Origin of the sequence: Pedobacter sp. P26, from assembly GCF_050632135.1 — a bacterium.
GTDB lineage: Bacteria > Bacteroidota > Bacteroidia > Sphingobacteriales > Sphingobacteriaceae > Pedobacter.
Window position 1 is genome coordinate 1,081,187 of record NZ_CP192574.1, and the last position, 24,822, is coordinate 1,106,008.

A 24,822-nucleotide genomic window follows, 5' to 3' on the forward strand; every position below is an offset into this window, starting at 1 on the left:
ACATTTATATGTGATGTCAGATGTTTCCATCAAACACGTAAATATTTGGACCAGTCAGGTAGTAACACCAGAATGCACTGAAACAGTTACCTGATTAAGGTTATTGAACCTGTATATTTAATATTGTTATTCGATAAGTTAGTGCCAGTAATGACATAATAATACACGCCAACAGGGAGTTCGTTACCCTTAAAAGTACCATTCCAGTTTTCGAATATGTTCTCAGTAAAGAAAACCTGAGTGCCTAAACGGTTGTAAATCTGTAATCTATATTTTTTGAGGTTTGTTACACCAACAACCAGTTCATCATTAATCCCATCGCCATTTGGTGAGAATGCATTTGGAACAAATGTAGATGCATTTTTTTGATAATGAGGTCGCCTTGCGTGATTGAATTTGAGCAGCCGTTTTTAGAAAATGCGGTTAAAGTAATCTGGAATAATCCATCGGTTTGATAAATGTGGGTAGGGTTTTGTTCTGAAGAAATAATTCCATCACCAAAATTCCATTCATAAAAATCGCTGTAAAGCGATGTATTGGTAAATGTTATGGGTACTGGAGCAGAAAACTTAACGTCGAAGGTAGGTTCGGTATAAAATTTAGCCACTGGAATTCTGGCAATTGCGGGAACAATGATCGTTGCGGGTTCGGAGTTACAAGAGCCTGATGTTAATATAACCTGATATTGTCCTGCCACATTAAAATCTGTTACCGGTATTTCAACGGCATTTGTGGTGGCGGAATAATTGTTTGGCCCGCTCCATGCATAAGTGATACCTTCCTTTGCCGGTACAGATAATTTTATGATGTCTTTTAAACAAAAGAAGGGTTGATTAATATTTATTTCTGGTTTTTCCGGCTTCAACTCTACCAAAATATCTTTTGTAAAGGTAGAAGTACAGCCATTATTGCTTTCAACTGTTAGTGTGATTGTTTTAAGTCCAGGATCTGTAAAGGTTAATATCTGACTGTCGTTATTGATGGCTACCTGGCTTTTTATGCCCGGACCAAAATCCCAGCTGAGTTTCGTGTAGTTTTTAGAAGCATTGATAAACGAAAAAGATTGGTCTGATTCGCATTTATGATTAACCTCAATCGAAAATAGTGCTTCTGGCTTTAAATCGACCGATAAAATATCGATTGAATTTACTTCGCTCACACAATCTCCAACCTGAACATAAAGTTTATATGTTCCAACTATTTCTGGTCCGCTTACCTGGATTTCGGGGTTTTGGTTTGTTGAAACAAAACCGTTTGGCCCTGACCAGTGGTAGCTGGCTAAATTTAAAAAAGGAGTGCTTAATTTTAATACATCTCCCTGGCACAAATTAACCTTGGAAGCGCTTATGATAGGTTTTTCGGGTGTGTTTGCTACAATAAAAGTTTGCGTAGTAACTACATTGCAACCGTTTGTGCCTTTGGCTTCCAGAACTACAATTTTCTCACCTGGTGTATTGTATGTTACGGTAAATGGCCCGGCTGTTGTGGCCGAAGCCAGGTTTGCTCCTTCACCAAAAGACCATTTTAAGGAGGCGAAGTTCGATGCTTTACTTTCGAAAGTATAAGCCTGGCTATCGGTACATGGGTTTAGTTTTTTAACATCAATTTCGGCAGTTGGACCCGCAAAATCTGCCGTGCCGCCGAATTCTAAGGTAAAACCATTATTCCCCCCCGAAAAATTATCGATTAATATAGCATAAACATGGTCCTGTTGCAGTTCTACATATTTTACAAACCCATTTTGGCCGGCAGGGCAACCTAGCGCTTCAGTCAAATCAGTTTCAGTCATACTTAGGCCGGTTTTATAATAGGACGGGCTACAGGTTACGCCACTTCCTGATGCACACCGGATAGCATTTGCCGCATTTATTTTACTGCAATCCCCGTTCAGGCCTAAATCGTAAAAAACCCAGTCAATATCGTTTGTAGTTACCGTTGGGGTGATTACAAAAGTAAAATCGCCGGGTACAGAAGCTTTAAACATATACCAGGCAGAGTTAGATTCTGTACCTAAACAGGTTCCAGCCGATTCGTGATTATTTGCCCCCGAACCAGTTACATTTAACTGTGTAAATGTTTCTTTGGTACACAACACTGAAAATGTCCCACAATCTTGTCCAGGTTGGATTGGTGGGAAATAATTATCGATACAAAGCTTAAAGGTACCGGTAGCATCATTCGCTGCACTCACCCTGATATAGTAAACCTGCCCAACCGTTAAAGCACCCTTGTACAAAGAAATAACATTATTTGATGTCGCCTGCGTGCCAGGCTGTTCGGCAATAGAATTAGTAGCTGGATCATACGAATATAGGGCAAGTAAAGGACCGATTAAGGTATTTGTACTATTGGCATCAATATTTCCGCTAACAGAAATGTTTACGTCAAACTTAGATGCAGTAAACTTATACCAAACATCTTTTCCAACAGCCAGCCAGTTTAAAGCTTTATTATAACTGCTTGGTGTAGCTTCTAAATTATTAAATTCGGCATCGCCACTACAATATGCACTGGTATTGGTAATATTAATGGCATTTATCAATTCATCATTAATGGGTGGGGTAAATTTTCCAAAGGCAGAGAGATTTAGTAATGCCAATAGGAAAGAAATTAATGAGTAGCGCATAGGTAAAAATATCAAAAATTGTTTTTATTTCGAATCATTTTAATTGTTAATGATTTGTTAATATTAAACTCGCAACTTATGGCAAATAATGGATAACAATGGTTAAGGCAAGCGATTTCGGTTCGGATTTTTGTGGGGAGTAGCTACTGCTGCAGCGCAGATAGAAGGCACAGCAACCCAGTACGGTAAAGGCCCTTCCATTTGGGATACTTTTACGGCGAAAAACGGCAAAATAAAGAAAAGCCACAAATTAGATCCCGCCTGCGATTTTTATCACCGATATACCGAAGATATAGCTTTAGTAAAATTACTAGGCTTTAAAGTTTTTAGGTTTTCTATTGCCTGGTCCAGGATTTTGCCCGGCGGAAGGGGAGAAATAAATCAGGAAGGTATCCGTTTTTACCACAATCTTATTGACGAATGTTTAACTCATGGAATTACCCCATACGTTACGCTTTATCACTGGGATTTACCGCAGGCGCTGGAAGATGAGGGCGGCTGGACAAGCTTCAGCATCAATGCTGCCTTTAATGCCTATGTGAGCATCTGTGCATTAGAATATGGAGACAAAGTAAAAAATTGGATTGTGTTGAACGAGCCTTTTGGTTATACATCACTAGGGTATATGCTTGGTATTCATGCTCCCGGTAAAACAGGTTTAAGCAATTTTTTCCCTGCGGTATTACATACGGCTTTGGCACAGGCAGAAGGTGGTAAAATTTTACGTGCAGAAATTAACAGAGCCAATATTGGCACTACTTTCTCCTGTTCAGAAATTATCCCTAATACACAAAGTGATAGCGATATCCTCACCGCTAAACGCGTAGACTGCCTGATGAACCGTTTGTTTGTAGAACCTACACTAGGCATGGGCTTTCCTACTGCAGATTGGGATGTACTGGAGAAATTTCAGATCGAATATGGTACCTGGCGACTGCAGGAAAGGATGAAATTTGATTTTGATTTTATCGGACTTCAAAATTACTTTCCCCTGGTGGTAAAATACAATGCTTTTATCCCGGTGATACAGGCTTGGGAAGTAAAGGCCAAAAGCCGGAAAAAGCCACACACTGCGATGGGCTGGGAGATTAATGCCGATAGCTTTTATAATATTGTAAAACAGTTTGCAGCCTATCCAAATATTAAAAATATTATCATCACCGAAAACGGTGCAGCCTATCACGATAAATTGACTGATAAAAGGGTAGAAGATCCGGAACGAATCGAATATTTTAAACTTTACCTGGGCGCGCTGCTAAAACTCAAAAATGAAGGGATAAATGTTACCGGTTATATGGCCTGGACACTCATAGATAATTTTGAATGGGCCGAGGGTTTTACGGCAAGGTTTGGACTGGTCTATAACGATTTTAAAACTCAGGAACGTACTATTAAAGATTCGGGCTACTGGTGGAAAGAATTTCTGAAAAGCTAGTTGATCGTTTACTCTTTTCACTTTCATAATTAAACAAATTCTTATGTTTGGAATATGAATGATAAAACAGTAGTATATAGCACCTATTATAATCCAATGGAGGCCAATATTGTTAAAGCTAAATTGGAGGATAGCGGATTTGCCTGTTTCCTGGCCGATGAAAATGTTGCAACGCTAAATCCGCTTTATAACCAGGCCATTGGCGGTGTTAAACTCATTGTTTTTGAAAGAGATGTAGAGGCCATCAACGCTTTACTGGCTGAAGACAATAGTTTGGCTTTTGAATTGTCAGATGAAATTATTGATGAAGAGGCATCAGAAGAAGGTAAAACAGTTTGTGAGAAATGTGGATCTACCAATGTGGGCTATGGAATGGCTACTGATAAAAAATATAGTATTTGGGCAACTATCCTTGCTTTTTTAACGCTTACAACTCCAATTAAAGCCAATAAGTGCCATCATTGTTACGATTGTGGTTATGAGTTTGAGTAGATTGATTTCTTCGATGTAATTACGTCATTGCAAAAGAAACGTACAATTTTTTGAAGCGCAAGGTCAGAGGCAACTATTAAGACCTGTTCCCGTGCTCCGCTGTATCCTTACGCTGCGCTTCAGGGATGCCGCTGCTCCCGGGGCTAGAAGGTTCTTTTACTGCAAGCAAGGTAAAATTTCTCCTCATGGTGATCCAGGGAATATTTGTGTGAAAAGCACCTCTGTCTCTGCCATCTAAACCCGATATACGCGAATGCTGGTTTCTTCAACCAGCAGCAGCATTAGTGGGACTAACCCTAACCTAGAAACTACTGCAATTGCTTTCCAAAGAAAATAAAAAGGTTAATCCTAAAGGATAGATTTGTCAATCCTGAGCCTGTCGAAGGACTTTTTGTAATGATTTTAAGGCATTTCGACAAGCTCAATGTGACAAATTGGAGAAACAGATATCATTTTAAACGGTATCTGGTAAAAGAACAAAAAATCCCGCTTTGAATTAACAAAACGGGATTGATATTCTTTTCATCCAGACCTCGGACTTCTGACTCTAGACTTCGGACTATTAAAGCGCTGCCTTAGCTGCTGCTTCAGCCCTGATAATATTTAACGCACCACCAGCTTTAAACCAATCGATTTGTTGTGCATTATAACTGTGGTTAACGGCAAACTGTTCGGTAGCGCCATCAGCATGGTGCAATACCAATGTTAATGGTTGATCAGGTGTGAATTCAGTTAAGCCTAAAATATCGATCGTATCATCTTCCAGAATTTTATCGTAATCGTCTTTATCCGTGAAAGTTAGGGCCAGCATACCTTGTTTTTTAAGGTTGGTTTCGTGGATACGGGCAAAAGATTTTACCAATACCGCGCGAACACCCAGGTGACGTGGCTCCATGGCTGCATGCTCACGGGATGAACCTTCGCCGTAGTTTTCGTCGCCTACTACAATTGACCCTAAACCAGCGGCTTTATAATCGCGCTGGGTTGCCGGAACAGGGCCATACTCGCCGGTTAATTCATTTTTAACGTTATCTGTTTTATCGTTGAAGTAGTTAACCGCACCAATTAACATGTTGTTAGAGATGTTATCCAGGTGACCACGGAATTTTAACCATGGACCAGCCATTGAGATATGATCTGTTGTACATTTACCTTTGGCTTTGATTAAAAGTTTTAGACCTTTTAAGTCAGTGCCTTCCCAAGGGCTAAATGGATCTAATAATTGTAAACGGTGTGAAGTTGGAGAAACCAGCACCTGAACTGATGAACCATCAGCAGCCGGAGCCTGGAAACCTGCATCTTCTACAGCGAAACCTTTTGTTGGCAATTCAAAACCAGTAGGTGGATCTAATTTAACCTGTTCGCCTTTATCGTTAGTTAAGGTATCCGTTAATGGGTTAAATCCTAAATTACCCGAAATGGCTATAGCAGCAACCATTTCTGGTGAAGCTACGAAAGCGAAAGTATTAGGATTACCATCAGCGCGTTTTGCAAAGTTTCTGTTAAACGAGTGTACAATGGTGTTTTTTTCTGCTTTCTCTGCACCCGTACGGTCCCACATGCCGATACATGGTCCGCAGGCATTGGTAAAGATCGTTGCGTCTAAATCTTCGAAAGTTTTTAAGAAACCATCGCGGTCTGCCGTGTAACGTACCTGCTCAGATCCCGGGTTGATACCGAAAGCCGATTTGGTTACCAAACCTTTTGCAATAGCCTGGTTGGCGATTGAAGCTGCTCTTGATAAATCTTCGTATGAAGAGTTGGTACAAGAACCAATTAAGCCCCATTCTACTTTTAACGGCCAGCCATTTTTCTCTGCCTCCACTTTCATCTGCGAAACCGGAGTGGCCAGATCTGGTGTAAAAGGACCATTTAAGTAAGGTTCTAAAGTATCTAAATCGATCTCAATAACCTGATCGAAGTAATTTTCAGGATCAGCATATACTTCAGCATCACCGGTTAGGTAAGCCGCAATTTTGTTTGCTTCGTCAGCAACTTCATTTCTGCCGGTAGCACGTAGGTAACGCTCCATGCTTTCATCATAACCGAAAGTAGAAGTAGTTGCACCAATTTCGGCACCCATATTACAGATGGTACCTTTACCGGTACAACTCATTGAAGTGGCACCATCGCCAAAATATTCTACAATAGCACCGGTACCACCTTTTACAGTAAGGATACCTGCCACTTTAAGGATTACATCTTTGGCTGCAGTCCAGCCATTTAATTTACCGGTTAGTTTTACACCGATTAACTTAGGGAATTTAAGCTCCCAGGGCAAACCTGCCATTACATCACAGGCATCAGCACCACCAACACCAATCGCAACCATGCCTAAACCACCTGCATTTACTGTGTGCGAATCGGTACCGATCATCATTCCACCCGGGAAAGCATAGTTCTCTAAAACTACCTGGTGGATAATACCAGCCCCTGGTTTCCAGAAACCAATACCGTATTTATTGGATACAGAAGATAAGAAATCAAAAACTTCTGCACTTTCTGTTTTGGCATGAGGTAAATCTATGGCAGCGCCTTCTTTAGCCGTAATCAGGTGATCGCAGTGAACTGTTGAAGGAACTGCAACCTGTGGACGGCCCGCTTGCATAAACTGCAATAAAGCCATCTGCGCCGTAGCATCCTGCATCGCTACGCGGTCTGGTGCAAAGTCTACGTAATCAGAACCACGCTTAAACGCCTTTTTAGGATCTCCATCCCAAAGGTGTGCATACAATATTTTTTCAGATAATGTTAAAGGCCTGCCAACAACTTTACGTGCAGCCTCTACGCGGCTGCCAAAGTTTGCATACACCTTTTTAATCATGTCTATATCAAAAGCCATACTTTAATTTTTTTATAATTATTGTCAATAAGATACTTTCTAAAGTAAACAATTTTAAACAGATTTATTTTTGAGATTTGTCATAATATCTTATTTAAAACCATTCTATGCAACTCTTCTGTAAAAGAAAAGGCTACCAGATTCCTCAGGCAGCCTTCTCTAGGAATTAACAAATAATATACTTTTTTGTTTCTTATTGTTTTGTAGAAATAGGGGTAAACTTGGTTAAGTTAATGCCCTCTACTGCCATTTTATATTCTTCAATGCTCGGAATACGACCCAAGATAGCTGAAAGAACGACTACCGGGGTTGAAGCAAGTAAAGACTCTCCTTTTTTACCATCTTTATCTTCTACCACACGGCCCTGAAATAAACGGGTCGACGTAGCCATTACCGTATCGCCTTTAGCCGCTTTTTCCTGGTTACCCATGCACAAGTTACAGCCCGGGCGCTCTAAGTACATGATGTTCTCATATTCTGTACGTGCTGTGCTTTTAGGTAATGCATCGCTGAACTCAAATCCAGAATATCTTTGTAAATATTCCCAATCACCTTCTGCTTTTAATTCATCGATGATGTTGTAGGTAGGAGCTGCAACTACCAGTGGCGCTTTGAACGCTACTTTACCAGTCTGTGTCTCTATATTTTTTAACATTTGGGAAACGATTTTCAAATCGTCTTTATGCACCATGCATGAGCCAACGAAACCCAGATCTACTTTTTTATCGCCACCGTAATAAGTTAAGTCTCTGATGGTATCGTGTGTATAACGTTTAGAAACATCAGCGTTATTCACATCCGGATCGGCAATCATTGGTTCTTCAATTAGATCCAGATCGATTACAACTTCAGCATAATATTTAGCATTATTATCCGGCATTAAAGCTGGTTTGATACCGGTTTTAATTTCTTCAATACGTTTGTTTGCTTTATTAATCAAACCTTGTAGAACCTGGTTATGGTTATCCATACCTTTATCTATCATAATTTGAATACGGTTTTTAGCAATTTCCAATGATTGGATTAAAGTATCGTCTTGCGAAATACAGATAGAAGCTTTTGCTTTCATTTCAGCAGTCCAATCAGTAAAGGTAAAGGCCTGGTCGGCTAATAAAGTGCCTATATGTACCTCAATGATACGACCCTGGAATACATTTTCGCCATCAAACTGCTGTAACATTTGCAATTGCGTAGCATGAACCACATCACGGAAATCCATGTGTTGTTTCATTGCCCCTTTGAAGGTTACTTTTACTGACTCCGGAATTGGCATAGAAGCCTCACCTGTTGCCAATGCCAATGCTACTGTACCAGAATCGGCACCGAAAGCCACACCTTTAGACATACGGGTATGCGAATCGCCACCGATGATGATTGCCCACTCATCAATGGTAATATCATTTAATACTTTGTGAATAACGTCGGTCATCGAATGATATTCCCCTTTAGGGTCGCGGGCAGTAATTACCCCAAAATCATTCATGAACTTCATCAGTTTAGGGATATTTGCCTGTGCTTTTTTATCCCAAACAGATGCTGTATGGCAACCTGACTGGTAAGCGCCATCTACAATAGGAGAAATCACTGTAGCAGCCATTGCCTCTAATTCCTGAGCCGTCATTAAGCCGGTAGTATCTTGCGAACCCACAATGTTTACTTCTACACGAACATCAGAACCAGCATGTAACACTTTACCTTGTGTTAAACCTACTGCATTTCTGTTAAATATTTTCTCTACAGCAGTTAAACCTTGCCCTTCTACAGATACCTCTTTAGCCGGAGCAAATACTACCGGAGCTTCGATGCCTAAAGTTTTAGCTGCAAAAGTTTGGATTTTTTTACCGAAAACAATGGCATAAGAACCGCCTGCTTTGATAAATTCCATTTTTTGAGGAGTCAATGCTTTCGAAATATCAATTAGCTCCTGGTCTCCATTATATAATTTTTTAGTTCTGGTATTGATGGTAAGTACCGTACCCGTTTCTATGGAGTAAACTTGCTCTAAAATTGGCTCGTCATTTTCGTTACGGATAACATTTCTGTTCTCATCGGTTTTCTTTACCCAGTTTTTAAGGTCGATACCAATACCACCAGTTACATCAACTGTGGTTAAAAAAATTGGAGAAATACCATTGGTACCACCTACAATTGGCGCTATGTTTACAAATGGGATATAAGGGCTGGATCTTTTGCCTGTCCAAAGTGCCACATTATTTACGCCCGACATACGAGAGGAACCTACACCCATGGTGCCTTTTTCAGCTACCAGCATTACACTTTTATCTGGGTGTTGCGCCTGCAATGCTTTAATTTCTTCCTGAGCCTCTGGCGTAATCATGCATTTACCGTGTAATTCACGATCAGAACGGGAGTGTGCCTGGTTACCCGGAGATAATAAATCTGTAGAAATATCGCCAATCCCGGCAATAAAGGTTACCACTTTAATCTCTTCTGCTACTTCAGGAAGTTTGGTGAAAAATTCTGCCTTGGCATAACTTTCTAATATTTCTTTAGCAATGGCATTGCCATTGTTGTAAGCTTCTTTTAAACGATCTGTATCGGCATCGTACAAGTAAACCTGTGTTTTAAGAACATCTGCAGCTTTATGGGCTTTATCACCATTGTCGGCCAAAGCAATGTCTAACAGCACTTTGATAGAAGAGCCACCCTTCATGTGTGATAACAATTCGAAGGCAAAATCAGGTGTGATTTCTGCAACGATAGTTCCGCCTAAAATAATTTCTTTTAAAAACTCTGCTTTTACACCAGCTGCTGCGGTAGTGCCCGGCAAGGTGTTGTAGATGAAAAAATTAACAGCATCTGCCCTGTTAAAATTATTTACATTTTTGATTTGATCGATGATTTCACTTAATAATTCAGCGCCATCAATAGGTTTGGGATGAAGACCTTGAGCTTTTCTGTCTTCAATCTCCTGGATATAATCGTTATAAATACTCATCTTAGATATCTATTCTTTTTGCTATAGGCTTGCGCAACAAAATACACAATCGCTTTTCATCAAAAGAATACTGCTTTTATATATTAATTTGTGGTTTTTTGACCAAAAAACTCAATTTTTTGACTGAAGCCAAAAATAGCAAAAAACAACTTTTAAATGTAATTTGCACAGGCGATTAAGTAATTTGGAATTGTTCTAAACAACCGCTAAAGGTGTAAATGATAGGCCTTAAAAGCATATAAAATATGAAAACAGAATGTGGATTGATGATTTTAATCGCCTGATATTTCCGATTAAAGTAAAGGTTTATCACGGAGCGCTGAATCATTAATCTAAACAGGTATTGTTATCAATGTTATAATAAAAACCTAAACTTTTTGTTTTTATATTCCCTGCAGTATCAATGCTTACCCGATATGGTTCTGTTTTTACCGGGCATTTGTGAAACTTTGCAAGATAAAACTCAAATCCTTTTTGGTTTTTCTGTAAGATCCACCAATACCCCAGGTGTACTCAGCCTTTAAGTTATCGAGTTCGGCAAGTAATAAAGCTTCTTCCAAGCCATCAATTTTTCCAATAAATCTGATCAACTCTGCTCTGTTTGTAACCAATTTCACCCGGTCGTTTTCAATGTAAGCAATATAAAAATAACCTTTCCACATTTTGAATAAAAAACCTGATTTTGGCTGATCAAACCTATTGTTCATTAAATAGGAAAGATTTCCATGTCCTGTTATAATCTCAGTTTCTGGATGAATTTTGCCACTAAAATCCTGCCGGATGCAGGCCCAGTATTGATAATCTTTATTCGGTCGTATCCCCTTGATCAGGTTCTCTGTTGAATTTAAACCGGGAGGTATTATCTCAAAACCTTGTTCAATACGAGTATTGCAGGCTATCAGAACCAGGGAAAAAATCAGTAGATAATATTTTATCTTCAGGAGGCCGTTTAGCATATCAGTTTTCATCTGATGATGAAAAAGAACTGATTATTCCATAAACGTTCATTAACGGACATATTTGTGCGATTTTGAACAGTTGTTTATTTAATAGTATATTAATGTATTGATATATAGCTTGTTGAAATGTGTTTAGAGCCTTGGCATAAGATTAGCTTAACGCTAAAGCGTTGAAAAAGTAAAACCTTTTTCAGAAAAATAAGCCAATACTTTGGGAAGTGCGTAAGATAAACGGTCGAATGCTTTTAAACTATCGTGGAATACAATTATAGAACCATTTTCGGTATGTTTAATCACATTTTGATAACATTTTTCGGGTGAGAGTTTAGTGTCGAAATCGCCGCTAAGCACATCCCACATTACGATTTTGAGATTTGAGATTTGAGATTTGAGATGTAAGTCAGTTTGTGAATTTTGGGATATTGACTCCGGACTCCGGACTTCGGACTTCAGACTCAGAATCTGGCTCTTCTTAATCCTCCCATAAGGTGGGCGGAAAAGATCGGTTTGGGTAAGTTGCTGGCATTTTAGCGTGTTTTCGAGATAGGTTTTATCATCGGTTTTCCAGCCTTTTAAATGGTTGAAAGTATGGTTTCCAATGGCATGTCCGTCGGTTTTTACGCGTTCAAAAACTTCGGGGTGTTTAATGATATTATCGCCGATGCAAAAAAATGTAGCTTTAGCATTGAAGACTTTTAAAGTTTTTAATACAAAGTCTGTAACATTGGGTATGGGTCCGTCGTCAAAGGTCAGATAAATAACTTTTTCGGTGCGGGATTTATTCCATAACAGTGATGGATAATACCATTTTAGCAGAAGCGGTGATTTGATCAGGTACATTTAAGTCCAAAGTTAGTAAATGCCTGAACAGATTGAAATTATTAAAGTTGTTTATATAGATTTGAAACAAATTATGAAGATGTTTACCAAGAATAAGTTAATTACCGGATCTGCGTTATTAGTGACATTAAGTTTTAGTCAGCAAATTAAGGCTCAAGAAGTGATCAGCATTCAACAAGCAGTCGAAAACACATTAAAAAACAATCTAAACATCAAACAGGCTGCATTTAATGCCGCGCTTAGCGAAGAAAATGTGCGCCAGTCTAAAAATGCTTTATTGCCTACTGTAAATGGTTCGGTTAACCAATCTATGCAATGGGGAAGGAGCCAGGTAACATCAGGGTTGTTTCTAAATACACAAAATTATACCTTAAACCCTAATGTATCTGCGAATGTGCAGGTATTTGGAGGTGGTGCTCAACTGAATCAGATCAGACAGAATAAGTTATTGTTAGCTGTAGATCAAACCAATGTAGAAAAGGTAAAAAATGATCTTATTCTGCAGGTCGTAACCGCTTACCTGCAGGTTTTAAATAGCCAGGATCAGGTCAAAGCTACACAACAACAATTAGACGTTGCTAATTCTACTTTAAAAAGAGAACAAGCGCTTTTGGATGTTGGTAATAAAACTTTAGCCGATATTTCCCAGGCAAAATCGCAGGCTGCAACCGCTGAGCTTAATCTAACCAATGCGCAGAATCAGTTGACAATATCCTATTTAACTTTAGGACAATTAATGGAAATTCAGCCACCAATGACATTTAAGGTGCAGCCACCATTGGTTAACGAATTGAATAACATTCAGAACAATTATGTTCCAAGTGATATTTACAGCCAGGCTTTAAATACTTTCCCGGATATCAAATTGGCAAATTTAAATACACAGGCAGCAGAAAAAGCAATTGATGTTGCCAAAGGCAGTTATTATCCTAAAGTTACATTTGGAGGAGGTTTAGGATCGTTCTATCAATATCAGTTTGCTTTCCCTGGAAACAATCCATTTTTTAGTCAACTGTCTGACAACTTCGGGAAATCAATTAATATGGGTATTTCAATTCCTATTTTTAATGGTTTTACCACCAGGTCGACCGTAAGAAAGGCTAAAATAGTATTCGAGCAGCGCAAAACAGATGAGCAAATCTCTAAAAACAACCTGATCAAAGTAATCAATCAGGCTGTTGCCGATTTAAACGCCGCACAAAGCAGGTATTCTTCTACCCAAAATGCTTTTCAGGCTCAAAAGGATGCTTTTTATGTTATCGAACAACGTTATGCTGTTGGTTTAGTAAACTCTTTAGATTACAGTACGGCACAAACCAATAAAAATAAAGCCGAAATAGATTTTATCTTAGCAAAATACGACTTACTGTTCCGTGCCAAGGTAATTGATTACTATTTAGGCAAACAGATTGTTTTTTAAGAAAAAGACTAAAGCTGGAAGCAAATTGAATTTAACATCAAAACCTTTCAACCTTACAACGTTTTTTTAACCTTAAAACATTACAACTTAAAATAAACGAAATACAATACAAATTATGAAACTGAAGCATATTATTATTACCTTAGTTACTATCGTAGTTCTTCTGGTTGTGCTCAAACTGACCGGAGTGATAGGTGGAAATAAAACCGAAAAAGTAACTACAGAAAAAGCATCAGATAAAACTGTTGTGGAAACAGTTACGGCAAGTGGAAAAATCCAGCCAGAAACTGAGGTTAAGTTAAGTTCTGAGGTATCTGGAGAGGTGGTAGAGTTAAAAGTAAAAGAGGGTGATATTGTTAAAGCAGGCCAGTTGCTTTGTAAAGTACGTCCGGATGTGTTACAATCGGGTTACGAAAGAACCGTGGCAAGTTTTAATGCACAAAAAGCCAGCGTAGCTGCAGCGCAACAGCAGCTTGCCCAAAACCAGGCTAATTTTGTGAATGCAGAAGCTACCTACAAACGTAATGTTGAACTTTTTAATAAAAAAGTAATTTCAGCTTCAGAGTTCGATGCAGCAAAAGCGGCATTTTTAACTGCTAAAGCAAATTTAGCCAGCGCAAAAGAAAATGTAACCGGCGCCAAATTTACTTTAGAGCAAACTGGTGCAAATGTTAAAGAAGCGGGTGCTAACTTAGCTAAAACCACTATCTACGCGCCGGTTGATGGTGTCGTTTCTAAATTATCAATTGAGCTTGGCGACCGTATTTTGGGAACTTCGCAAATGGCAGGTACCGAGATTATGCGTATTTCTAATCTTTCATCTATGGAAGTTAATGTTGATGTAAACGAGAACGACATTACCCGTGTTAAAGTTGGCGATAAGGCTTCTATCGAAGTGGATGCATTTTCCGATAAGAAATTCAGAGGTGTGGTTACCGAAATTGCAAGTTCATCAACGGCAGTTGGAACTACCACATCTACTTCGGTTGATCAGGTGACGAACTTTTCTGTAAAAATCAGGATTACCGAAGAAATGGAAGGCAAACAACAATCTATTTTCCGTCCGGGTATGTCGGCAACGGTTGATATTGAAAGCGAATCGTTAACCGGATTGGCTATTCCAATCCAGGCAGTGTTTACTGATAATGCAAAGTCGGGCGGTAGCAACAATAACCAGGGCAACCAGGAAAATACCGATAAACAGAAATCGAAACTTACCGACAAAAAGGTGAAGCAGTATGTTTACACTTACGATGCTAAAAGCAAAAAAGTTAAAAAAACAGAGGTGACTACAGGTATCCAGAACGATCAGTTTATCATTGTAAAATCGGGTGTTAAAGCCGGCGATGAAGTGGTAACTGGTCCTTATTCTGCCATTCAGAACAAATTGAAAGATGGTATGGTGGTAGAAAAAACAGCTAAAGACCAATTGTTTAGCAAAGACGGTAAGAAGTAGTTTATAAATAATAGCAAGAAATAGTAACTTGCGTTGTTTAAGGTGTATTCCTCAGGTTTAGGGTGTAAGGTTTAAGGTAGGGCAAGTTGCCTAAAACCTTAAGTCTTACACCTTTTGCCATATACCTTTTGAAAAAGAGTTTTACACCTTTTACCTTAAACCTTTTTTATAATCATGGTACCTAAAATAGCAATGATAGGGGGCGGGAGCTGGGCTACTGCCATCGTAAAAATGCTTGCAGATAATTTGTCTGAGAAAGAGATTTTTTGGTGGATGCGTAATGAAACAGCCATTGAGCACATTAAAAAATTTAAACACAATCCTCATTACCTCAGTTCTGTTGAGCTAAAGCTCGGTCAGGACAATATCTCGTCTGATATCAGTTCGATTATAAAATCAGCTGATTTTGTTATTTTAAACGTTCCTGCAGCTTTTTTAAAGGAAACACTGTCTGCCATAACCCCTGAAGATTTAAAAGGCAAGAAAATAGTATCTGCCATTAAGGGAATCGTACCCGAAGATAACCTGATTATAGGCGAATTTCTGCACGAAAAATACAACATTCCTTATCACGATATTCTTGTGGTAAGCGGTCCCTGCCATGCAGAAGAAGTAGCCTTTGAGAAACTTTCTTACCTGACTATTGCCTGTACTGACGTAGATAAAGCGGCAGCATTTTGCCTCGATTTTGAATACACGTTATATTAAAACCAATGTTTCTGATGATATTTTCGGTACTGAATACGCTGCAGTTTTAAAAAATATTTACGCCGTAGCCAGTGGCATTTGCCATGGCATAGGTTATGGAGATAACTTTCAGGCCGTGCTGATCAGCAACGCCATACGGGAAATCAAACGCTTTGTAGATTTGGTTCATCCCATTGACCGCGACATTAAAGAATCAGCCTATCTTGGTGATTTGCTCGTAACGGCATATTCACAGTTCAGCCGCAACCGTACTTTTGGTAATATGATAGGCAAGGGTTATACTGTAAAATCGGCACAGTTAGAAATGAATATGGTAGCCGAAGGTTATTATGCCGCAAAATGCATGCACATCAAAAACCAGGAGTATAATGTAGACATGCCCATCTGTAAGGCCGTTCACAGCATCATTTACGAGAAACGATCGCCACAGATAGAAATGAAGCTATTGGCGGAGAAATTAAACTAAAATCAGCGGAGGTTAATGATTATAGTGATTTGATTCAATAATTGTTTTTGTAAAGCAGGTTTTGTACCGGTCGGTTAGGGCAGTCCTTCTTTCCACTATTATCTTTTTGTGAGCGTTAGAGGAAATGTTTTTGATTGTGCACCAAAAAGGATAACCGCTGCAATAAGGTTTATTTAACGGAGGGCAGTGTAAGGAACAATTAACGCTTTGCCTATCATAGATGTTTGTATTTTGTTCTTGGCAGGAACAACGTTTCTAGCCCCAGGCGCAGCGGCATCCCTGAAGCGCAGCGGAGGGATACAGCGTAGCACGGGAACAAACTTTAATCATTATTACTGTCTTTGCGCTCCAAAAACAAATCTTTATTTTTTAAACCTGAGTTCGATTAATAATGTGCTTTAATTTGGGTTATTTGGCGCCTTGTATGAACGGTCGTCACCCTGAACTTGTTTCAGGGTCTTTATAGCAAGGCTGTTTAACAGGAAAGATGCTGAAATAAATCCGATAGCTATTGGATCAGCATGACGAAACGGCTAGCCAATTCGTCCTAATAAAGTACATTAATTTTTAAACATTAATCGAACTCAGGTTGAAAAGCAGGCTCATTGCTTTTCGGTTAGGGCAGTCCTTCTTTCCGCTATTATCTTTTTGTGAGCATTAGAGGAAATGTTTTTGATTGTGCTTCAAAAAGGATAACCGCTGCAATAAGGTTTATTTAACAGAGGGTAGTGTAAAGAACAACCAAACTGATTACCCTGCACGCTAAAAAAGCATCCTGAAAATTACGTTTCTCAATCTCAAAAAAAATCCTCTAATAACATTTATTAATAAATACTTTGCTATCAAACAAAAGAGGTGGCGAACTGTTATCATTATCAGTTAAATAAAAATATAGCTGTCATGAAAAAGAAATTAGTAATGGGTTTATTAACAATGGCCTTAATTGGCGGTGTAACCCTTAGCGTAAGCGCACAAGAAAAGAAAAAAACTGAGGTAGGTAAAGCATTGGATCATACCGGAAAAGCAATTGGTAAAGGTGCTAAATCGGTAGGGAATAAAACTGCTGAGGTAGCGGTAAAAGGCAGTTCGAAAGTTGCTGATAAAACCTGGAAAGGCAAAATGGCACCAGATGGTTCTGATGTTTATATTAATGCCAAAAATGAAAAATACTATGTAAACTCAAAAGGAGCTAAAATCTGGTTAAAACCTAGTCAGATTAAAACCAGACCAGCATCAAAAAACTAATAAGTATAAAATGTGCTGTATCATAAAATAAGTTATTGAGCTTGAATCGAGGAAGCATCTAAACGCTTTAAACAATATTATGGCAAGGTGATTCGACAGGTTCAGGATTACAAGTCTATATTTCTGATACAGCTTCTTTTTATTAAGAGGTTTGATTATAGCCTTAAAACAAAAAAATCCCAAAAGACTAGCTTTTGGGATTTTTAATTAATTATGTTTTATTAAATAATTGTTCCGTATAAATCGAAATCTTCTGCTCTGTCAACCTTTACATTAACAAAACTTCCATTAGCAGCATAGCCTGTTGTTGCGTCGATTAACACTTCATTATCTACCTCAGGTGAATCAAATTCGGTTCTGCCTACAAAAAAATCACCTTCTTTTTTATCAATCAGCACTTTGAAGGTTTTGCCTACTTTTTCCTGGTTGATATCAAATGAAATGCCTTGTTGTATTTCCATGATATCGTCTACGCGTTGTTGTTTAACTTCATCCGGGATATCATCAACCAAAGTATGGGCATGTGTTTTTTCCTCGTGCGAGTAGGTAAAGCAGCCTAAACGATCGAATTTGGTTTCGGCAACCCATTCCTTCATTTCTTCGAAATCGCGCTCTGTTTCGCCAGGATAACCGCATATTAAAGTGGTACGCATGGCAATATTCGGCACTTTATCTCTAATTTGGTTAACCAGATCGATGGTTTTCTGTTTAGTTGTGCCACGACGCATCGATTTTAGCATGTTATCGGTAATGTGTTGTAGCGGCATATCCAGGTATTTGCAGATGTTGTCGCGCTCATTCATGGCGTCTAAAATTTCCATCGGGAAACCAGAAGGGTAGGCGTATTGTAAACGGATCCATTCGATTCCGGGAACATCCGACAGGCGACGCATCAACTCGTCTAATTTACGTACGCCGTAAAGATCCAAACCATAATAAGTAAGGTCCTGAGCAATTAAAATCAGTTCTTTGGTGCCATTTTTAGCCAGAATTTTAGCTTCGTTAACCAGTTCTTCCATTGGCTTGCTCATGTGCTTGCCACGCATTAAAGGAATAGCACAGAAAGAGCAGGGACGGTTACAGCCTTCAGCAATTTTGAAATAAGCAAAATGAGAAGGAGTGGTTAATAAACGCTCACCAATCAGCTCGTGTTTGTAGTTCGCACCTAGTTCGTGCAAAATATTTTGTAAATCGTTAGTACCAAAAAATGCATCCACATTGGTAATTTCCGATTCCAGTTCTGGTTTATAACGCTCAGAAAGGCAGCCTGTAACTACAACCTTACCAATTTTACCAGCTTCTTTAAGTTCGCTGAACTGAAGGATGGTATCAATTGATTCCTGTTTAGCATTGTCGATAAAACCGCAGGTATTGATTACAACGATATCATCTTTGCCCATTTTGTCTGATTCGTGCACAACGTTTAAATTGTTGCCACGCAACTGTCCCATCAGTACTTCCGAATCGTATATGTTTTTTGAACAACCTAATGTAATCACATTGATTTTAGGCTGTTTAACTGCACTTTTACTTCTAACTATTTTGGTATTCATCTTTCACTTAATCTTTCTATAAACACAACATTTTGTAATCTGTGTCTTGTTGGAGTAGTCGTCATCCTGAATTCATTTTAGGATCTCAAGGACAGATGCTGAAATAAATTCAGCATGACGATTGATAACGATTTTATTTATAAATTTAGCTTACTTAAACAAACTATTCACAAACTCTTTCTTGTCAAAAAGCTGTAAATCGCCTATTTTTTCTCCTACACCGATATATTTAACAGGAATTCTGAATTGATCAGAAATGCCAATTACTACACCACCTTTTGCCGTTCCATCTAATTTGGTGATGGCCAATGCATTCACGTCAGTAGCTTCGGTAAACTGTTTGCATTGTTCAAAGGCGTTTTGTCCGGTCGAGGCATCTAATACCAATAAAATTTCGTGCGGTGCACCTGGTACTACCTTTTGCATTACCTGTTTAATTTTGCCCAGCTCATTCATCAAGCCGATTTTGTTGTGCAAACGGCCGGCGGTATCGATAATCACTACATCTTCGCCATTTGCAACGGCCGACTGTAAAGTATCAAAAGCAACTGAAGCAGGGTCAGAACCCATAGCCTGTGCCACCACCCTCACGCCAACGCGTTCGCCCCAAAGTTTAATCTGGTCAACAGCCGCAGCCCTAAAGGTATCGGCCGCACCAAGAACAACCTTAAGTCCTGATTCTTTAAGTTTATGCGACAGCTTCCCAATGGTAGTGGTTTTACCTACACCATTTACGCCAACCACCATAATTACATAAGGTTTATGGTCGCCATATTCGAACTGACGGAAATCGTTACTGTTATTTTCCGATAACAGCAGTTGGATCTCATCACGAAGAATAAAATTCAGTTCAGAGGTGTTAAGATATTTATCTTTGGCAACACGCTCTTCGATGCGCCTGATGATTTTTAAGGTGGTACTTACGCCTACATCAGAAGTTACCAAAACCTCCTCCAGATTATCAAGTACTTCATCATCAACAGAAGATTTTCCTGCTACGGCCTTGGTAATTTTGTTAAAGAAACCATCCTTAGTTTTCTCTAAACCTTTATCCAGTGCTTCCTGAGCTTCAGGTGCAGTTTCTTTCTTTTTGAAAAAATCGAATAAACCCATTAGTTATTTGTATGTTTTTTTAGGAAATCGGTAGGTGTTTGAAAGCTACAGCTGGATTAATTTTCCATTAAATCTTCAGTAAATTTATTGGGAAATTTCTGAAGACCCTTCTTGAGCAATACTTTGTTCCGTTTGAACCAAAATAATTACTTCAACTTCTTTATTTTTTATATCAAATCCGTCAGGAACAACAATAGTTCCGTTTTTCAGAAACTTTTGCTTTAAACTTATACGCTTCCATGGTTATGCTTTTTTCAAAGATAATCAATTATTTCCTAAGGTAAATTTCACTAACAAAAAAAGCCCTTCCGGTTAAAACGGAACGGCCTATAATATTTTATTTTAAAAATATTAACCTTATTTAGATGCGATAGCATCTTTTACGTGGTCGTTGTGTACGATAAGTTCTTTGAATGAGTAAGCACCGGTTTTTGGTGATTTTACCATTGTAATTACTTTCGAATATTCTTTACCTGTACCTGTTTTAAGGGTTGCAACTACTTTCTTTGCCATGTTCTTATAATTTTAATTACTAGATTTGAGATATCAGACATTAGATTTGAGACTTGCTAATGCTTTAGTCTTTAAGCTTTGGTCTTTTATTCTTAACCTATTTAATTTCTTTATGTACGGTTACTTTTCTCAATACTGGATTGAATTTTTTCAATTCTAATCTTTCAGTAGTGTTTTTACGGTTCTTGGTAGAAATATATCTAGACATACCTGGCATGCCACTTTCTTTATGTTCAGTACATTCTAAAATAACCTGAACTCTGTTACCTTTTTTGCCATTTTAATATAAATTGAAAACTGTTAATCTCAACAGTTAATGTTTTTTACAAAAATCCTTTTTTTACGAAACGGTTAATTGCTTCGCTAATACCCACTTTATTGATGGTTTTGATCGCTGAAGTAGAAACTTTCAACGTAATCCAACGGTTTTCTTCAGGAATATAAAATTTCTGAAGTTGTAGGTTTGGGTAAAATTTGCGTTTGGTTTTAACGTTTGAGTGAGAAACGTTGTTACCTACCATTGCTTTTTTCCTGTTAAATCACAAACTCTTGACATGACTTGTAAATATAGTTGTTAATATCGTCCGCTTAATTTTTTTAAGAGTGTGCAAATATCTGAAAAATAATTGTAAACGGCAATAGCATAGCTAATTATTTTTTACAATTAATATTTACAGGCGGCAAGGGCCTTTACAATGATTGTTATGCGGAATATTTAAATCTCCGCATTCTAAAAATAAATATTTTTTATCAAACGTTTGATATTCATTTTGATACGATAAGACTATTTTTCCTTGGTATTATTTATTTAAATTAGCTGCCACTAATCCAAAATATAAAAACTAGCAATGCAAATTACATCTTTTAAGCAATACGAAGAAGATTATAAGAAAAGCGTAGAAAACCCTGAGCAGTTTTGGGGCGAAGTGGCACAGGACTTTCAATGGCGCAAACCCTGGTTTAAGGTATTATCCTGGAACTTTAACGAACCAAATATCAAGTGGTTTGAAGGTGCTAAACTTAACATCACCGAAAATTGTTTAGACCGGCACTTAGCTACCAATGGAGATAAACCAGCCATTGTTTGGGAACCCAATAATCCGGAAGAAGAAAGTGTTACTTATACTTATAAAATGTTGCATGAGCGTGTTTGCCGTTTTGCCAATGTTTTAAAACGTAATGGTGCTAAAAAGGGCGACCGTATTTGTATTTACATGCCAATGGTGCCCGAACTGGCTATTGCTGTTTTGGCTTGCGCCAGGATTGGCGCTGTTCACTCCGTTATTTTTGGTGGATTCTCTGCTAAATCTATCGCCGACCGGATCAATGATTCGCAGTGTAAAGTGGTGATTACGGCCGATGGTTCTTACCGTGGAAACAAGCAGATTCCCTTAAAAGATGTAATAGATGATGCATTAATTGGTTGTCCAACTGTAGAGAAATGTATTGTATTAACCCATGTTCGCACACCTGTTTCTATGTTGAAAGGAAGAGATGTGTGGTGGGAAGATGAAGTTAAGCACGTAAATGATATTTGCGAAGCGGAAGAAATGGATGCAGAAGATATGCTCTTCATTCTGTATACTTCTGGCTCTACCGGTAAACCTAAAGGTGTGGTACATACCTGTGGTGGTTATATGGTTTATGCGGGTTATACCTTTTCAAATGTGTTTAATTACCAACCTAGAGAAGTTTATTTCTGTACGGCCGATATTGGCTGGATCACCGGTCACTCTTATATTGTTTACGGACCGCTTTCGCAGGGTGCAACCTCAGTGCTTTTCGAAGGGATTCCGACCTACCCAAGTCCATCGCGTTTTTGGGATATTGTAGAAAAACACAAAGTAAATACCTTATACACCGCACCTACCGCGATCCGCTCTTTAATGAGTTTTGGTGAAGATCCATTAAACGGCAAAGATCTAAGCACAATCCGCGTTTTAGGCTCGGTAGGAGAGCCCATTAATGAAGAGGCATGGCATTGGTTCGATGAAAAAATCGGGCACGGTAAAGCGCCTATTGTTGATACCTGGTGGCAAACGGAAACGGGAGGCATCATGATTTCTCCCATCGCTACAGTAACACCAACCAAACCTAGTTTTGCTACATTACCTTTACCAGGAATTCAGCCAATTTTAGTTGATGAAAATGGAAATGAAATCGAAGGAAATGGGGTGATGGGAAATCTTTGTATTAAATTCCCGTGGCCGGGCATGTTGCGTACTACTTACGGCGACCATGAACGTTGCAAACAGACTTATTTCTCTACTTACGAGAATTTATATTTTACTGGTGATGGCTGTTTGCGTGATGAAGATGGTTATTATCGGATTACCGGTCGTGTTGATGATGTATTAAATGTTTCGGGGCATCGGATTGGTACAGCTGAAGTGGAAAATGCCATTAACATGCATGCGGGTGTGGTAGAAAGCGCGGTTGTAGGTTATCCGCACGATGTAAAAGGGCAGGGGATTTATGCTTTTGTAATTTACCCTGAAATGCATAGTGAAGCAGAATTATCTAAAAAAGATATATTACAGACGGTTACCCGCGTAATTGGGGCGATTGCCAAGCCCGATAAAATATTGTTTGTTTCTGGTTTACCCAAAACACGTTCAGGCAAAATTATGCGTAGAATTTTGCGTAAAATTGCCGAAGGTGATACAGCTAATTTAGGTGATACCTCTACCTTGCTTGATCCGGGTGTGGTAGAAGAAATTATTGAAGCAGCGAAGAAGCTTTAGTAGCTTATCATATTTAACGGGAAAGCCTCCAGATGTCAATCGGGAGGCTTTCCCGTTTATAAGCAATTATGATTAGTAGCCTGGGTTTTGCTTTAAAGCTTTGTTCACATTTATTTCACGATCTGGAATTGGAAATACCAATTTAGGGTCATTATAAGCAAAACTGCCTATAGAACGTTTGGTACGTTTATAATCATGAAGCCTGAAACCTTCATAATCCAATTCTTTTTCGCGTTCGTTTAAGATAATGTCGAGAGTTGGCACTACGTCTCCCAGTCCGGCTCTTGTTCTCAAAGTGTTAATATCATCAGCTGGAGTAGCTCCAATGTTAGTACCTAATCTGAAATTACATTCTGCACGGATCAGGTACTGTTCTGTAACCCTGCAAACAGGTATATTATCATAAAAGCTATACCATTTTTTAGTAAAAAGACCTGTCCTGGCACCAGTACCTTCATAAATCATTTCGGTCTGTCTTTTATCACCCGTTTCAAAAGAGTTGTAAAATGTGCTATTTACCAGCGCATCAGCTCTTCCTACATCCCCACCCGTACTGTTCTGGTAACTGGCATAAAAAGTAGCTAATCCATCGTTTGATGTTCCGGCATTACTTTGTTCGTTCTGTTTGATTTCGAAAATACCCTCACTTGAATTTTTGGTTCTGAACGGTGCTTCAAGAGAATTGGTAATTAAGTGATATGGACTGTTGGTAATAATATCATCGGCCACATCCCTTGCTAAAGCATACTTGCCTTCCTGTAGGTAAACCCTGGACAGAAAAGCTTTGGCTGCATATTGATCATCAACTGAGGCCAATTTCGTTATGGCCGATTTTAAATCGTTTTCTACTGCAATATAAACCTCGGCAACCGTATTTCTTGCAACTGAATTGGTTACATTATCAATGGTTTTTACCGCTTTTGTGATGATAGGAACGCCTAAGTTTGTATTAGCGCCGGATGCATCATAAGGCAAACCGTAAAGCCTCACCAGCTCAAAATGCATAATACCCCTTATAAATAATGCTTTACCTTCTATGATGTTTTTGGTATCGGCATCGCTTACCACATTTAAGGCAGAAAGTACAATATTTGCGGTATTAATTGCACTGTAAGCGGTTATCCAGGTTCTCCTCACATCAGCGTTATCTGCTACAATAGCCTTGCTCGAAATGTTGCGGTAGGTAGTAAAAGTGCCACGCCAGGTTAAGTAGTTATCGCTGGCATAAAGATCTGGTATAAATACCAGGTTATTCCCGTATAGATCGCCGGTAGCCATAAAGGTATAGGCACCCGTTAATGCATTTTGAACATCTGCAGTTGTATTGAGTGCCACATTGGCATCAATATTTTGTTTAGGATCTATTTCTAATTGCTTTTTACAGCTGGATATGCTTAAAACAATAAGAAATGCAGCTAATATATTTTTATAATTTTTCATATTCTAATGTT

At 38.7% G+C, this 24,822-nt stretch carries 17 protein-coding genes and 2 pseudogenes; 7 read left to right on the forward strand and 12 right to left on the reverse strand.

Features of this window, described 5'->3' with window-relative positions:
- Positions 1 to 86: 86 nt before the first annotated feature.
- Entirely contained in the window at positions 87 to 404 is a 318-nt protein-coding gene (locus tag ACQ86H_RS05215; protein WP_431295338.1) for a gliding motility-associated C-terminal domain-containing protein, read from the reverse strand.
- A complete protein-coding gene (locus ACQ86H_RS05220; RefSeq protein ID WP_431294057.1) occupies positions 287 to 2,626 on the reverse strand; it encodes a PKD domain-containing protein in 2,340 nt (779 codons plus the stop codon). The genes ACQ86H_RS05215 and ACQ86H_RS05220 overlap by 118 nt, the downstream gene beginning before the upstream one ends.
- 130 nt (positions 2,627 to 2,756) lie before the next feature.
- On the opposite strand from ACQ86H_RS05220, the gene ACQ86H_RS05225 reads away from it, so the two are divergent.
- Positions 2,757 to 4,061 carry a GH1 family beta-glucosidase gene (locus ACQ86H_RS05225; protein WP_431294058.1) on the forward strand — a complete coding sequence of 435 codons (1,305 nt, stop codon included), beginning with the start codon at positions 2,757 to 2,759 and terminating at the stop codon, positions 4,059 to 4,061.
- 54 nt (positions 4,062 to 4,115) lie between these two features.
- Positions 4,116 to 4,553, forward strand: coding sequence for a DUF2007 domain-containing protein (locus ACQ86H_RS05230; protein ID WP_431294059.1), 438 nt, complete (start codon positions 4,116 to 4,118; stop codon positions 4,551 to 4,553).
- A gap of 562 nt (positions 4,554 to 5,115) precedes the next feature.
- On the opposite strand, the gene ACQ86H_RS05235 is transcribed toward ACQ86H_RS05230, so the two are convergent.
- From ACQ86H_RS05235 to ACQ86H_RS05250, 4 genes are all read right to left on the reverse strand, one after another.
- Complete coding sequence (locus tag ACQ86H_RS05235) at positions 5,116 to 7,395, reverse strand: aconitate hydratase (protein WP_138818364.1); 2,280 nt, start codon at positions 7,393 to 7,395, stop codon at positions 5,116 to 5,118.
- A gap of 193 nt (positions 7,396 to 7,588) precedes the next feature.
- Complete coding sequence (locus ACQ86H_RS05240; RefSeq protein ID WP_431294060.1) at positions 7,589 to 10,354, reverse strand: bifunctional aconitate hydratase 2/2-methylisocitrate dehydratase; 2,766 nt, start codon at positions 10,352 to 10,354, stop codon at positions 7,589 to 7,591.
- Positions 10,355 to 10,782: 428 nt separating this feature from the next.
- On the reverse strand, positions 10,783 to 11,322 hold the full coding sequence (locus tag ACQ86H_RS05245; RefSeq protein WP_431294061.1) for a hypothetical protein: 540 nt from the start codon (positions 11,320 to 11,322) through the stop codon (positions 10,783 to 10,785).
- Positions 11,323 to 11,475: 153 nt separating this feature from the next.
- Positions 11,476 to 12,153: a polysaccharide deacetylase family protein gene (locus ACQ86H_RS05250; protein ID WP_138818361.1), complete on the reverse strand. Its 678-nt coding sequence runs from the start codon at positions 12,151 to 12,153 to the stop codon at positions 11,476 to 11,478.
- A 19-nt stretch (positions 12,154 to 12,172) separates the two neighbouring features.
- Between ACQ86H_RS05250 and ACQ86H_RS05255 the strand changes: the two genes are divergently transcribed.
- The 4 genes and pseudogenes from ACQ86H_RS05255 to ACQ86H_RS05270 all read left to right on the forward strand — a co-directional run bounded on the left by ACQ86H_RS05255 (position 12,173) and on the right by ACQ86H_RS05270 (position 17,448).
- Entirely contained in the window at positions 12,173 to 13,573 is a 1,401-nt protein-coding gene (locus ACQ86H_RS05255; protein WP_431294062.1) for a TolC family protein, read from the forward strand.
- A 115-nt stretch (positions 13,574 to 13,688) separates the two neighbouring features.
- Positions 13,689 to 15,029, forward strand: a complete 1,341-nt coding sequence (locus ACQ86H_RS05260) for an efflux RND transporter periplasmic adaptor subunit (RefSeq protein ID WP_431294063.1) — start codon at positions 13,689 to 13,691, stop codon at positions 15,027 to 15,029.
- Positions 15,030 to 15,203: 174 nt separating this feature from the next.
- A pseudogene (locus tag ACQ86H_RS05265) lies at positions 15,204 to 16,203 on the forward strand (NAD(P)H-dependent glycerol-3-phosphate dehydrogenase).
- Between the two features lie 900 nt (positions 16,204 to 17,103).
- Complete coding sequence (locus ACQ86H_RS05270; RefSeq protein ID WP_138818358.1) at positions 17,104 to 17,448, forward strand: hypothetical protein; 345 nt, start codon at positions 17,104 to 17,106, stop codon at positions 17,446 to 17,448.
- A 221-nt stretch (positions 17,449 to 17,669) separates the two neighbouring features.
- On the opposite strand, the gene rimO is transcribed toward ACQ86H_RS05270, so the two are convergent.
- The 5 genes and pseudogenes from rimO to rpmB all read right to left on the reverse strand — a co-directional run bounded on the left by rimO (position 17,670) and on the right by rpmB (position 21,183).
- The gene (rimO, locus tag ACQ86H_RS05275; RefSeq protein WP_431294064.1) at positions 17,670 to 19,001 is read right to left on the reverse strand and encodes a 30S ribosomal protein S12 methylthiotransferase RimO; all 1,332 of its coding nucleotides are present in this window, start codon (positions 18,999 to 19,001) and stop codon (positions 17,670 to 17,672) included.
- Between the two features lie 150 nt (positions 19,002 to 19,151).
- Positions 19,152 to 20,114 carry a signal recognition particle-docking protein FtsY gene (gene ftsY, locus ACQ86H_RS05280; protein WP_138818356.1) on the reverse strand — a complete coding sequence of 321 codons (963 nt, stop codon included), beginning with the start codon at positions 20,112 to 20,114 and terminating at the stop codon, positions 19,152 to 19,154.
- Positions 20,115 to 20,471: 357 nt separating this feature from the next.
- A complete protein-coding gene (locus ACQ86H_RS05285) occupies positions 20,472 to 20,627 on the reverse strand; it encodes a DUF4295 domain-containing protein (RefSeq protein WP_010599808.1) in 156 nt (51 codons plus the stop codon).
- A 97-nt stretch (positions 20,628 to 20,724) separates the two neighbouring features.
- Complete coding sequence (gene rpmG / locus ACQ86H_RS05290; protein WP_431295339.1) at positions 20,725 to 20,877, reverse strand: 50S ribosomal protein L33; 153 nt, start codon at positions 20,875 to 20,877, stop codon at positions 20,725 to 20,727.
- 73 nt (positions 20,878 to 20,950) lie between these two features.
- Positions 20,951 to 21,183 (reverse strand): annotated as a pseudogene (rpmB, locus tag ACQ86H_RS05295) (50S ribosomal protein L28).
- 292 nt (positions 21,184 to 21,475) lie between these two features.
- Between rpmB and acs the strand changes: the two are divergent.
- Positions 21,476 to 23,371: an acetate--CoA ligase gene (acs, locus tag ACQ86H_RS05300; RefSeq protein ID WP_431294065.1), complete on the forward strand. Its 1,896-nt coding sequence runs from the start codon at positions 21,476 to 21,478 to the stop codon at positions 23,369 to 23,371.
- 72 nt (positions 23,372 to 23,443) lie between these two features.
- Here acs and ACQ86H_RS05305 read toward each other — a convergent pair whose 3' ends face one another.
- Positions 23,444 to 24,811 carry a RagB/SusD family nutrient uptake outer membrane protein gene (locus ACQ86H_RS05305; protein WP_138818354.1) on the reverse strand — a complete coding sequence of 456 codons (1,368 nt, stop codon included), beginning with the start codon at positions 24,809 to 24,811 and terminating at the stop codon, positions 23,444 to 23,446.
- Positions 24,812 to 24,822: the final 11 nt, after the last annotated feature.